Source organism: Paenibacillus helianthi (assembly GCF_001909055.1).
GTDB classification, from domain to species: Bacteria; Bacillota; Bacilli; order Paenibacillales; family Paenibacillaceae; genus Paenibacillus_AQ; species Paenibacillus_AQ helianthi.
On the sequence record NZ_LVWI01000037.1, the window covers coordinates 185800 to 199305 of the forward strand.

Annotated in this window: 12 protein-coding genes; all 12 read left to right on the plus strand. The window is 49.9% G+C overall.

What is annotated here, in order from left to right:
* Positions 1–215 precede the first annotated feature (215 nt).
* Positions 216–1082, plus strand: a complete 867-nt coding sequence (panB, locus tag A3844_RS12720; protein ID WP_074087656.1) for a 3-methyl-2-oxobutanoate hydroxymethyltransferase — start codon at positions 216–218, stop codon at positions 1080–1082.
* A gap of 1 nt (position 1083) precedes the next feature.
* Positions 1084–1974, plus strand: a complete 891-nt coding sequence (panC, locus tag A3844_RS12725) for a pantoate--beta-alanine ligase (RefSeq protein WP_074101314.1) — start codon at positions 1084–1086, stop codon at positions 1972–1974.
* Positions 1967–2350 carry an aspartate 1-decarboxylase gene (gene panD / locus A3844_RS12730; RefSeq protein WP_074087658.1) on the plus strand — a complete coding sequence of 128 codons (384 nt, stop codon included), beginning with the start codon at positions 1967–1969 and terminating at the stop codon, positions 2348–2350. Before panC ends, panD begins: the two co-directional genes overlap by 8 nt.
* 107 nt (positions 2351–2457) lie before the next feature.
* Positions 2458–3099, plus strand: a complete 642-nt coding sequence (locus A3844_RS12735; RefSeq protein ID WP_074087812.1) for a tetratricopeptide repeat protein — start codon at positions 2458–2460, stop codon at positions 3097–3099.
* Positions 3100–3215: 116 nt separating this feature from the next.
* The gene (gene dinG, locus A3844_RS12740) at positions 3216–6077 is read left to right on the plus strand and encodes an ATP-dependent DNA helicase DinG (RefSeq protein WP_074107564.1); all 2862 of its coding nucleotides are present in this window, start codon (positions 3216–3218) and stop codon (positions 6075–6077) included.
* Between the two features lie 186 nt (positions 6078–6263).
* Entirely contained in the window at positions 6264–6917 is a 654-nt protein-coding gene (locus tag A3844_RS12745) for a redox-sensing transcriptional repressor Rex (protein WP_074087660.1), read from the plus strand.
* Complete coding sequence (locus A3844_RS12750) at positions 6904–8205, plus strand: amidohydrolase (protein WP_074101317.1); 1302 nt, start codon at positions 6904–6906, stop codon at positions 8203–8205. Before A3844_RS12745 ends, A3844_RS12750 begins: the two co-directional genes overlap by 14 nt.
* Positions 8206–8251: 46 nt before the next feature.
* Complete coding sequence (locus A3844_RS12755; RefSeq protein ID WP_074107565.1) at positions 8252–8770, plus strand: cell wall elongation regulator TseB-like domain-containing protein; 519 nt, start codon at positions 8252–8254, stop codon at positions 8768–8770.
* A 471-nt stretch (positions 8771–9241) separates the two neighbouring features.
* On the plus strand, positions 9242–9784 hold the full coding sequence (locus tag A3844_RS12760) for a hypothetical protein (RefSeq protein ID WP_074107566.1): 543 nt from the start codon (positions 9242–9244) through the stop codon (positions 9782–9784).
* Positions 9777–11279, plus strand: a complete 1503-nt coding sequence (locus tag A3844_RS12765; protein WP_074101319.1) for an AAA family ATPase — start codon at positions 9777–9779, stop codon at positions 11277–11279. Before A3844_RS12760 ends, A3844_RS12765 begins: the two co-directional genes overlap by 8 nt.
* Before the next feature lie 132 nt (positions 11280–11411).
* The gene (locus A3844_RS12770) at positions 11412–12284 is read left to right on the plus strand and encodes a 3-hydroxyacyl-CoA dehydrogenase family protein (protein ID WP_074087665.1); all 873 of its coding nucleotides are present in this window, start codon (positions 11412–11414) and stop codon (positions 12282–12284) included.
* Positions 12281–13489 carry an acetate/propionate family kinase gene (locus tag A3844_RS12775; RefSeq protein WP_074087666.1) on the plus strand — a complete coding sequence of 403 codons (1209 nt, stop codon included), beginning with the start codon at positions 12281–12283 and terminating at the stop codon, positions 13487–13489. The genes A3844_RS12770 and A3844_RS12775 overlap by 4 nt, the downstream gene beginning before the upstream one ends.
* Positions 13490–13506 lie beyond the last annotated feature (17 nt).

A 13506-nucleotide genomic window follows, 5' to 3' on the forward strand; every position in this document is an offset into this window, starting at 1 on the left:
CCTTTTATATCAGGGGATTTGCTGTTAGATTCACCTTCATAACTGTATTTCACGGTTACGTTGGATTCTGCTCTGAGCCGTAAGGACCGAGACAGAAGGGACGATCGCGAGTGACTCTTTTTTGCCCATCGGACCTTTTTAGCGGACTTATGCTAAAAGGTTTTTTTGTTTGCGCGTTTACGCGTAATTAACTGCGAAAAGGGGAATGGGAGCCTATGGCTGACAAACATGCGTTAAATATTGTGAAAATGAAAAAAATGAAAACGGACGGCGTTCCACTGAGCATGCTGACTGCTTATGATTATCCCTCAGCCCTGCTGGCTGAGGAAGCGGGGATAGACCTGATACTGGTCGGCGATTCTTTGGGGAATGTAGTTCTTGGATATGACACCACCTTACCGGTGACTATAGAAGATATGGTGTACCACACCCGCTCGGTCACCCGGGGGGCCCAGCATACTTTTATTGTAGCGGATATGCCGTTTATGACCTATCACGGCAGCATCGATGAAACCTTGCGCAGTGTTCGTAGACTGATGCAGGAAGGACGGGCACATGCCGTCAAAATGGAGGGCGGACTGGAAATCTGCGATACGGTATCCGCCGTCGTAGCTGCTGGTGTTCCGGTGCTTGGCCATATCGGCCTCACCCCGCAGTCTGTAAATATGATCGGCGGCTACCGTATTCAAGGCAAGGACGCCAAAGATGCACAGCGGCTGATGGAGCAAGCGAAGGCGCTTGAAGCTGCCGGTGTGTTTGGGATCGTCCTTGAGCTGGTGACCGAAGAAGTGGCTGAAGCCATCTCCAAGGCCGTCAGCATCCCGACCATTGGGATTGGAGCAGGCCGTTATTGCGATGGACAGGTGCTGGTTTTCCATGACCTGTTGCGTTACGCCTCTCCATACCGGGAGAAACGATTTGTCAAAACCTATGCCGATGTTGGCAATTTGATCCGTGAAGGGATCAGCAGCTATGTCCAGGAAGTGAAGGACCGTTCCTTCCCGGCGGAAAGTCATGTTTTTAACGCAGAAGAGCATGTGCTGGAATCTTTATACGGCGCGGCCGGAAAAGGAGAGAAATAAGATGAGAGTAGTCAGAACGGTTCTACAATTGCGCGAGGCGCTGGATTATATGCGGATGGGAGGACATACACCGATAGGCTTTGTGCCGACGATGGGCTATCTCCATGAAGGACATGCCAGCCTGATCCGTAAAGCGGGTGAAATGAGCAACACGGTTGTGATGAGCATTTTTGTCAATCCGCTGCAATTTGGGCCAAATGAGGATTTCTCTTCTTATCCGCGCGACGAACGCCGTGATCTGGAGCTTGCAGAGCGTGAGGGTGCCGATATCGTGTTCATACCTTCTGTGGAAGAGATGTACCCTCAGCCTATACGTACCAAGGTATCGGTGGACTCGCTGACGACCCAGCTGTGCGGGGCTTCCCGCCCTGGACATTTTGACGGTGTAACCACAGTAGTAAGCAAGCTGTTCAACATGGTGCAGCCGGATTATGCCTTCTTCGGACTCAAGGATGCCCAGCAGGTTGCTGTTTTGCGCCGGATGGTATCTGATCTCAATATGAATGTGGAAATAGTCGCCTGTCCGATCGTCCGGGAAGGGGATGGACTGGCGCTTAGCTCACGGAATGTTTACCTCAGCAGTGAGGAGCGCAATCAGGCCCTGGTTCTGTCCCGCTCACTCCGTGATACCCGCAAGGCGCTGGAAGAAGGAACCGTCAGAACAGTGGACGAAGCACGCAAGCTGCTGGTATCGATTATTTCTTCATCGCCGCTCGCCGTCATTGATTATGTGGAAATCCTGTCCTTTCCGGACCTCGAAGCGTTGGAAGACGGGTCACCGCTCAGCAATGCAGAGGGAGAGGTTATCATGGCGCTCGCAGTGAAGTTCGGCAGAACAAGGCTGATCGACAATAATGTTTTTATTCCCAAGGAGGTACACGCTCTTGTTTAGACATATGATGAAATCCAAAATCCACCGTGCCACCGTAACGGAAGCCAATCTGAATTATGTGGGCAGCATCACCATTGACGAGAACCTGATGGAAGCAGCTGACCTGCTCGAAAATGAAAAAGTACAGATTGTTGACAATAATAACGGTTCCCGCCTGGAAACGTATGTCATTCCCGGACCCCGGGGCAGCGGCGTTATTTGTCTGAACGGAGCAGCAGCCCGGCTGGTGCAGCCGGGAGATACAGTGATCATCATCTCCTACGCTATGCTGTCCTCTGAAGAGCTGGCCGCCCATAAACCGACGGTTGTATTCGTGGACACCGATAATAAGCCGGTTAAACTGACAGATCATGAGCTGCATGCAACCATTGCCTGAAGCTTAAGTCATGCAATGAATGCCAGGGATGAAGAGGCCCGTACTTGTGAAAAATGAAGGCAGGCAAGCTTAAGCTGATTTCATTTTCAGTAAGGGTGGGATGTCCCGTGTTTCAACATTTATTTGCTGAGATGAACAAGATGCTTCAGGAAATCACCGCCGACTTCCCTACTGCGGAGGGTGCCCGCCGGAATGATCTTTTATGCAAGTACAACATGCTGCACAGACTTAGTGACGAGGTAATGGATGAATGGCTGTCCTTTGCCGAGAAGCTGAGTGATTTTCGTCAAAATGCTGATTTTTCTCTGCCTTCCGATGAGGAAATGCCACAGGCAGAGGCACCTGAGCTTGTTATGGACTCCTTTGTCCGTGGACAGGGCTACTACAAGCTGCTTATGTACAGGAAATGCATCGAACAATTCAAGGATGTCATCACCAGGTATCCGGACAGTCTGGCAGCACGCCTCTATTTGGCAATGGCCTATCTCCAGGAGGGGGAATTAGACGTTTCCTGGGGTCATTTGCATCACATGCTGGCCCTGATCCGTGAGAAGAAGCTAAAAGCCATGATCTACAATGCACTCGGCTGCATCAGAGCCTCTCAGGAACGCTATAGTGAGGCTCAGGAGCTCTTCAACCTCTCCTTACAGCATGATCCCCTGCTCGCTGAACCCGGCGTCAATTTGGAGGTCTGCCGCAGGCGTGGAGGGAAGCTGCAATTTGGGCACCAGCTGGTTTCGCTTTTATAACCCTTATTCCTCCATTTAAGCGATGCATCCCGCTAACCAAGGGGTGTGCATCGCCTTTTTTCGTAACATCTGTTATGCTGATATGGAGTCTCAAGTGAAAGGGAATAGAACTTATAATGAAATTTGCCGTGCTTGATTTTGAAACTACGGGAACCCAATCCGTGGGTGAGATCATCCAGGTTGGCCTTGCCATTATAGAAGAAGACCGGTCTATTTCACGGGTGTATGGTTCCTACGTTAAGCCCGGAACACCGATCCCCCCGTTTATTACAGGATTGACCGGTATTACAGACAGTGATGTGCAAGGTGCACCTGAACTGGATGAAATGATGATGGAGCTTGTCCCTATGCTCGACGACGTCGTTCTGGTTGGACACAATGTGGCTTTTGATTTTCATTTTCTGCAGAATGCGCTCGACCGGTGCGGCTATTTGCCGTTCCAGGGCCGGATTCTGGATACGATTGATTTTCTTAAAATATGCTTTCCGTCATTGACCACATACCAGCTTGGAGCTGTAAGTACCTATTTTGGCCTGACGCATGACCGTCCGCATCAGGCGGACAGCGACGCGCTTGCCACCGCTCTCGTACTGTTGAAATGCCTGGAGGAACTGTATAGCCTGCCTCTACTGACCATTCAGCGTCTGAATGAGCTGTTTGCCGATGAGGACAGTGATCTGGCCTGGTATTTCGACGGGCTGCTCCGTGAACGTGAAATGGAGACCTTCCAGCCTGAAGGGGAGCTAACCTTTTACCGTCAGCTTGCGCTGGCTGTGGGGGATTGGTCGGAGCTATCTCCTCCCCGTGAGGAGGGAACTGGCAATCCTCTGCAGAATATTACCTTTGAGGAATATATGGAAGAGGTGACCCAGCGGCTGAAGGAGACTTTACCCCAATACGAGAGCCGTGAAGCCCAGGAGATTATGATTCACGAGGTCATGGCTGCACTAGAGGGTGACAAGCATCTCTTGATCGAGGCGGGAACGGGTACCGGCAAGTCGCTGGGCTATCTGCTTCCGGCCATTTACCACAGTGTGCGCTCAGACCAGAAGGTAATGGTGAGCACACATACCATCAACCTTCAAGACCAGCTGCGTGAGCGCGACATCCCTCTGTTGACGAGTGTCGTGCCGTTCCCGTTTAAGGCTGCAATCTTCAAGGGGAGAGGACACTATTTGTGTCTGCGGAAGTTTGAACATAAAATAAACAAAAAGGACTTTACAAGTCCGCGGGAAGAAGCGCTTACTGCGGCACAAATGATTGTATGGCTGACCCAGACCCAGTCGGGTGATGACGAGGAACTGAATCTGAACGGTCGCGGCGGTGATTTCTGGGAGACCGTAGCCAGTGATACGGATTCCTGCCTTGGACGTTCCTGCCCCTGGTTCCGCAAGTGCTATTATCACCGGGCCAAGCACGAAGCCGGGATAGCGGATGTCGTAGTGACCAATCATTCCAAGCTCTTCGCGGACGTCAAGGCCGGGCATCAGCTGCTCCCGGCGTATGAGCACCTCGTCATCGACGAGGCCCATCATTTGGAGGATATTGCAGGCAAGCACCTGGGCATGCAAATGAAATACTTCACCGTCGCCCATACGCTTACGCGTCTCTATAAAGACAGCCGGAGCGGCCAGCTGCCTGCTCTGCGTCAAACGCTGCAGTCATCAGGCAGTGAGCAGGCGGCAGAATGGAGCGGTGTGATCGACAGGATCTACCCGGATCTGCTTACGGTTAAGGAATCATGGGACACGCTTAGTGACAAGCTGTTTGCCCTGCTGCCGGAACGCAGTGACGCCGCTGCCGGAGAAGCCGGACAACTGGTTACCCGGCTTCTGCCGGGCAAGAGGCCCAAGGATTGGGAAGAACTAACTGCGCTTGAGAACACACTTCATCTTAGTCTAAGTGATATTATTCGCAAGGGCGACAAGATGCTCAGTGAAATGCGCGAATCGGAGAGCCAATCATCATCGGATAGTCTGGTAACGGATATCGGCGGGTTATTCAAGGACTTGGCCTCCATCCGTGAGCAAGTGCGTTTTTTCATGAACCTGAATGACGAGAATATCGTCTACTGGATGGAAGGCAGCGGCAACTATAGAGGGAAGTCACTGCAGCTGTATGCCGTACCAGTCGATGTCAGTGCCCAGCTCAAGGAACTCTTTTTTGATAAAAAGAAAAGCATAGTCCTTACTTCAGCTACTTTGTCCGTAGATAAGTCCTTTCAATTTATGATTGACAATCTGGGACTAGGCGAGTCCGCAGAACAAGGACGGCTGATGACAGCACTGCTCCCATCTCCGTTTAAGTACCGTGAACAGGCACTTCTGGTCATACCGCGTGATTTCCCCAGTGTCAAAGGCAGTGTGGGCGATGCCCGTTTTGTCGATAAGCTGGTGCATTCATTGGCGGAGGCTGCTGTGGCTACACGGGGCCGGATGCTTGTGCTCTTCACTTCCTATAAAATGCTGCGCCAAGTCTATGATCCTCTAAAGGAGGCGCTTGTCTCCGAGGACATTACGGTACTGGGGCAGGGAGTGGAAGGCGGCAGCCGGAGTAAGCTGATCCGGCGTTTTCAGGACAGCTCCGCCTCTGTATTGCTCGGAACAAGCAGCTTCTGGGAAGGTGTGGATATTCCCGGCGAGGCTTTGACCTGTCTGGCCATTGTCAGACTGCCTTTTCAACCACCGAACCATCCGCTTGCGGAGGCTAAGGCAGAGCTGCTTCAGGCACAGAAAAAGAACCCGTTTATGAAGCTGTCGGTTCCCCAGGCGGTTATCCGCTTCAAACAGGGTTTCGGCCGGCTGGTGCGTACTGCCCAGGACCGGGGTATTGTTATAGTATATGATACCAGGGTTATCGAATCTTATTACGGAAAGTATTTCCTCTACTCGCTGCCTGGACCCAAAATGGAGCATATGCTGACGGATCAGATGGTTCCGCGAATTGCGGAATGGCTTGAAGACGGCAGCGTATCTTAACCTGCAATCATTTCAAATATAGTCAAGGAACAACGAAGCTCTGTTCTCCTGGTATCCGGTTCGTGCTGAGATACCAGGGAATGGATTGTACTTATGCTCACAAAACTTGGCATATGCTTACGAAGTGAGTTTTGTACGAAGTAATACTATGATGCATTGCTCACAAAACTTTTAGGAGGAGAAAATATGAAATCGGATAAAATATCGGAGGCCGTGGTACGCAGACTTCCAGTGTACCTGCGCTTCCTGAATGATCTCCTGAAGCGTGAAATCTCCACCGTATCTTCCCAGGAGCTGGGACAAAAGCTGGATCTGAATCCGGCGCAAATCCGCAAGGATTTGGCCTATTTCGGGGATTTCGGCAGAAAAGGTATTGGCTATGATGTGTCATACCTGATTGAGAAAATCCGCCATATCTTGAAGCTTGACCAGCAAATCAACGTGGCATTGGTGGGTGCAGGTAATCTCGGCCACGCTCTCTCAAATTACAATGCTTACTTGAAGGACACGATGAAAATCACTGCTGTTTTTGATTCCTATGCTCCCAAGGTCGGGCAGAAAATCAACTCACTCATTGTCCAGCCCATGGAAGAGCTGGGAAGCACGATCCGCGAGCAGGGCATCCGCATCGGTATTATCACTGTACCGGATAGTGAAGCACAGAATGTTGCAGATATTCTGGTGGATTCAGGCATTGAGGCGATCCTTAATTTTGCACCCGTAATCTTGAAGACGCCTTCCAACATCAGGATTCACGCCGCTGATTTTACTACCGATTTGCAGAGTCTGGCCTATTATTTGCACGATGGAAAGGACGAAGTGGAAGATGAACAGCAATAAGACAGTAATTGTAAATGGGCGATTTCTGGTGCCAGGTACGGAAAGTCCGGTTCTAAGCGGCTATATGACTATAGAAAATGATCTCATCACATACATAGGAGAAGTCAAACCTGTTATTGAAGAAGGTACACAGACCGTTGACGGCAGCCGTCTGCTGTTCATGCCGGGTCTGGTCAACACCCATGGCCACACCGCCATGTCTCTGCTCCGCGGATATGGGGATGACATGGTTCTTCAGAACTGGCTGCAGGAGAAGATGTGGCCCATGGAAGAAAAATTCACTAGTGACGATGTCTACTGGGGAACCTCTTTGTCTGTACTGGAAATGCTGAAGGGAGGCACAACCACCTTCCTGGATATGTATGACCATATGGACAGGGTTGCTGAGGTTTCAGAGCAGTCGGGAATGCGTGCCGTGCTTATGCGCGGGGTTATCGGCCTCTGTCCTGAGGATGTGCAGAACCATAAGCTGGCGGAGGCGATAGCCTTTGCGCGGAATTGGCATGGAAAGGCGGATGGAAGGATCACAACGATGATTTCCCCGCATGCCCCTTACACCTGTCCTCCTGAATTTTTCGTGAAATTTGTACAGGCTGCCCATGATCTGAACCTGCCTATGCATACACACATGTCCGAAACCCGGCGGGAGGTCGAGCAGAATGCCGCAGATTACGGCCTGCGTCCGGTAGCGCATCTGGAGAAGCTGGGGATGTTCACGCGCCCGGCCCTCGTGGCTCACGGGGTTCATTTGAATGATGAAGAAATAGAGATTCTAGCACGTTACAACGTGGGGGTATCCCATAATCCTGGCAGTAACTTGAAGCTCGCAAGCGGTGTAGCACGGGTACCGGAGCTGTTGCGTGCGGGAGTCAAGGTATCGCTGGGCACTGATGGTGCGGCAAGCAATAACAATCTGGATATGTTCGAGGAGATGCGCTTGGCTGCTCTGATCCACAAAGGTGTGAGCGGAGATCCAACGGCAGTACCGGCACCGGAAGCATTGCTGATGGCGACCGAATACGGCGCACAGTCGATTTTCCTGGACAACACAGGCCGGCTGGCTCCGGGAATGAAGGCTGATTTCATTGCCCTGGATATCGACCAGCCGCACTTCCTGCCTCATACAGACCTGCTCTCCCATGCCGTGTATTCAGCGAGTGCTAAGGATGTCGAGCATGTATGGGTGAACGGTAAGCAGGTTGTGAAGAATGGACAGTGCCTGACTTTAGATGAGGAACGAATCCGCCGCAAAGCACAGGAAACCTTTGAAAGCCTGCTGAAACGGTAAAAAGAACAGGATCTATGAAGCATCTAGAGGAAAGGGAGCTGCAACTTTGAAGAAAAGAAGAAAATGGCTTCTGCTGGGGATACTCCTGGTTCTGCTCCTTCTGTTCGGACTAAGCCAGTTCTATGCTTATGTGATGAAAGACCAGTGGAACGAACGCAGTGCAGCCAAAGAGGTTGCTGAAGCAAGGGCAGGATTGACCGAGGTAACCAAAGCACAGAAGTCCGTATGGGACGAAAATTCGGTATACTGGGTACTTACAGGACGAAATGCAGCTGGAACGGACCTTATGGTATGGGTACGCTTTACGCTCGACGGCAAACCTGCCGGAGGAGACAACGGTGTATACGTGGAAGAGGTGTCCAAAGGCACGTCTGAGCAGAAGATCCGGTCTATCATTGCGTCAGACCTCCCCGGAAGCAGCATTGAGCGGCTTCTGCCCGGGGTGTACAACGGAGAGTATGCCTGGCAGCTATTTTACAAGCTGGAAGGCCGGTATTATTACAAGTTTTATCGTTTCGCGGATGGCAGCGCGATTGGAGACGGCTACAGCTTGCCCAGCCGCTAATGCCATTAGTTCAAGGGAAAAGACAATAGCGGGTGGACCATACTCTGTCTGCCCGCTTGTTTGTATGTGGAAAATGTTATGCTCGTGTCACTTGATATTAATCAGTTGACCGTAGAATATTGAAATGGAATATATCAGCAAGTATATACTTAAGATAATGGTTTGAATGTGGCTCGATGCATAATTAGACAAGATACAAGGACATGAAAAAGACCGCAGCGCTAAACGTTGCGGTCTTTGCTGACGATATAAGGGGAAAAGAGCTGTCAGTTCGCCCAAAAATTAGTACTGAAAATTTTAAATATATTCACACTTTTCTTCGAAATCGTATATACACCTGTGATATACTACTATTTGTATTAAGGCATGCTTAATAGCAGGCCTGTCTCGGAAGAGCGCTAGACACGCTATTTTGTAAGTTTAATATAATTTATTCACTTTGTTTTCTTATCTTTGAGAGGAGGACGTTTCTTGAAACTACGCCTAATGCCTGTACTGCTAACGTCTCTGCTGTCTGCTGCGCTTTTATTTGGCGGCTGGTATTCCTATCGTGAGTTCGCCGTGCAGGAACCGCTTCAGAAGATTGTATCTGCATATGAGGGAGTGAATGATTCCCATATCTCTATTAAACGCAATGAGGTTACTTTGAAACTTGATTTGAAGCCAGGCACAAAATTACGTGAGCTGGTACAGTATGTGAATACTGAGGGCAGATCAGTTATAGACGGCCGGACTCTTAGGCTGGATGTTGAGCAGCATTCCAGCCAGCTTTTGGATGAATATTGGGATAAAGCGATGTTCTCGGTTGCCGAAGCGATGGAGAGCCGTAAATATACATTAATACCTGCGAAGCTGGATGAATTGAAATCTCAGAATTCCAAATACAGCAGTGTGATCGCAACGACCGAAATCGATGACAGTAACGTATATGTGAGCCTTAGCGATGGTAAGGAAAGCAAATTCATTATTTTGCCTCGCGTAGCGGCAACGATGGGGGTGTGGAATAATGCCTAAGTTCTGGAAAGAGGTATTAGTCGGATTTGTTCCTGTACTGGTGATTTTTATGGCTTTTATCGGCATCAATATTTTTCCGGTTATCATTGCAGCTGGCATGGTTGGCGCATTGCTTCTTATTGCCCATCTGCGCGGCGGACTAACCGTGAATGCCGGCGGAGACAAAAAACGCAAGAAGAACGGCCCTTCGAAGCTGACTTTTGAAGAAATCGGGGGACAGGACAATGCCAAGCAGGAGCTGCGTGAAGCGCTGGATTTCCTGATCCGCCATGAAGAAATTAGTAAATTCGGTATCCGCCCGCTCAAGGGAATTCTTCTGACAGGCCCTCCGGGAACCGGGAAGACGCTAATGGCCAAAGCAGCAGCCCATTATACAAATTCTGTATTTGTAGCCGCATCGGGCAGTGAGTTCGTCGAGATGTATGTCGGTGTCGGTGCCGGACGCGTACGTGATTTGTTCAAGGATGCACGGACGCGTGCCTTGAAGGAAAATAAACAGAGTGCAATTATTTTCATCGATGAAATCGACGTCATCGGCGGTAAACGCGAAGGCGGACAGCAGCGTGAGTATGATCAGACGCTCAATCAGCTCCTGACTGAGATGGATGGAATTTACAACAATGAAACGCCGCGTATTCTGCTGGTCGCGGCAACAAACCGCAAGGAAATGCTCGATTCAGCGTTGCTGCGTCCCGGCCGATTCGACCGTCATATCCAGGTGGACATGCCGGACAAGAAAGGCCGCAGATCCATTCTCGATCTGCATGCCCAGAACAAACCGCTGCATGAAGGGGTTAATCTGGACAAGATTGCAGAAGAGGCCTATGGCTTCTCCGGCGCCCAGCTTGAGAGCGTGATGAACGAAGCAGCGATCTACATGATGCGTGAGAACCTGACAGAAGTGGAGCAACGGCATCTGTCAATGGCGATCGACAAGGTGATGATGGGCGAGAAGACAGACCGTGAGACGAACCACGAAGAGAAGAAACGGGTGGCGATCCACGAACTGGGACATGCAATTATGGCTGAGATGCTTCGTCCGGGAAGTGTCAGCCAGGTAACGCTTACGCCGCGTGGGCAAGCCCTAGGTTATGTACGGCATAATCCTCAGACCGAACAGTACCTGTACACTAAGGACTACCTGGAGAACCAGATTATGATTGCCCTGGGCGGAGCGGTAGCAGAAGAAATGTACTACGGCGGAAGAAGCACCGGATCACGCGGAGACTTCGACCAGGCGCTCAATATTGTTGAGACGATGATGAAATCAGGACTGACGTCCCTAGGGATTGCCAATCTGCAAATGGTTACCACAGAAGAGTTAATGAAGGAAAACAGTAAAATACTGGATGAATTAATGGTGCGTACTCATGAGCTTCTCGGGAAGCAGCGAAATGTGTTTGATTACTCCCTTGACATTTTAATGAAAGAAGAAGTTCTCTCCGGAGAGCAATTTCGTTGTCAATTTCGTGACAGCGTCCTTTTACCGGCATAATTCTTTATGCCGGTTATTTTTTTTTACTTTTCAGACATGCTAAGATATTATTATATGTCGGGCTACATATTTTTTACGACAGACAAGGTACAATACAAAAGTATAGATACCTGAAAGGATGGAGACTTTTACATGAATTTTAAAAAAATCGGTGTCATCGGTGGTGGCACAATGGGTCAAGGGATTGCTGAAATGCTGGCAGCCAAGGGCCTGGATGTTATGCTTGTGGAGAAAACCGCAGAAAGACTGGACTATTCTTATGCAATGATCGAGACGAGTCTCGACAAACAGCTGGAGAAATGGGCAATTACCCAAGCTGAAAAGAAGCTGATTCTCAGCCGTATTGAAAAAGTAACGCATTTCGCTGAACTCAGCTCCTGTGATATGGTCATTGAGACCATTACTGAGGACCTGGACGCCAAGCAAAAGGTATTCAATCAGCTCGATCAGGTGTGTCCGAGCCACATTATTCTGGCCAGCAACACGTCTACACTCAGCTTGACTGAGCTTGCCAGCTCTACAATGTACCCGGAACGCGTCATCGGCATGCATTTCATACATCCTGTAGCTAAGGTAGATCTCGTTGAGATTGTGCGCGGACTGAAAACCTCTGACAGCACTTTTGAAGATACCAAAGCTTTTGTTGATGAAATTGTTGAGAAAAAAGGCGTTATGATTTACGAATCCCCAGGGTTTGTATCTTCACGCCTCATTTGCCTGTTCATTAACGAAGCTATGCATGTCCTGCAGGAAGGTGTCGCTTCCCCAGAGGATATTGACGATGCTATGCGTATCGGCTATCAGTTCCAGCACGGGCCGCTTGAAATGGCTGACCGTTTCGGTCTGGATTCCGTTCTGGCCGCTCTGGAGAATATGTTCCGTGAGTACGGTGAACTGAAATACCGTCCATCCACTATTCTTAAGAAAATGGTGCGTGCAGGACAACTGGGCATGAAATCGGGCGAAGGCTTCTTCAAGTACGACAAGGATGGTGACCGTGTATGAATATTCTAGTTATTAACTCAGGCAGTTCTTCTTTGAAATACCAGCTGTACAATATGACGGATGAATCTGTACTTGCCAAAGGTCTGGTAGAACGCATCGGGATGGACTCCTCCATTCTGAACCACAAGCCAACAGGCAAACAGGAAGTAACAGAAGTCAGTGAAATTCTTGAGCACAATACAGCGATCCGTAAAGTGCTTGCTTGTCTGACGGACAAAGAGCACGGGGTTATTTCTTCGATCGATGAGATCAACGCAGTTGGACACCGTGTAGTTCACGGGGGCGAATTCTTCAAGGCTTCCGCGCTGGTTGATGCCGATGCCAAAACCAAGATCCGTCAATTGTTCGACCTTGCACCGCTGCACAATCCGGCAGCAATGATGGGGATTACGGCTACCGAAGTGAATATGCCCGGTGTGCCGCAGGCGGTTGTTTTTGATACTGCTTTCCATCAGACCATGCCTGAGAAAGCTTATATGTATGCCATTCCTAGAGTGCTGTACAACAAATACAAGGTTCGCCGCTACGGCGCACACGGTACCTCCCATGATTTCGTGAGCAAGGCTGCAGCTGAATATCTGGAGCGTCCGCTTGAAGACCTTAAGATCATTACTTGCCACATCGGTAACGGCGCGAGTGTGACTGCCGTTGACGGCGGACTGTCGATTGATACTTCAATGGGGATGACACCGCTTGAAGGTCTCATGATGGGTACCCGCAGCGGCGACCTTGACCCGGCAATCGTTCCTTATGTAATGAACAAGGAAGAACTGTCCGTGGGCGAAGTGAATTCGATGCTGAACAAGCACAGCGGACTTTTGGCTATTTCTGGCATCAGCAGTGACATGCGTGATATTATTGATGGTGCGGAAAAAGGCGAGCCGAACTCTACGCTTGCTTTTGATATGTATGAGTACCGTCTGCGGAAGTATATCGGTTCTTACGCGGCAGCGATGAACGGAGTAGATGTGATCGTATTTACTGCCGGTGTCGGCGAGAATGCCGCCGTGCTGCGTGCCAAAGTGCTGAATAACCTTACGTTCCTTGGAATTGAACTGGATGCTGAAGCTAACAAGGTCCGCTCCGGTGATCCGCGCCGTATCTCTACGGTAGAGTCCAAGGTGCAGGTGCTCGTGGTTCCGACAAACGAAGAACTTGTCATTGCACGCGATACTTATCGTATTGTGCAAGGAATTAACGGCTAAACAGAGGAGAGATCAGT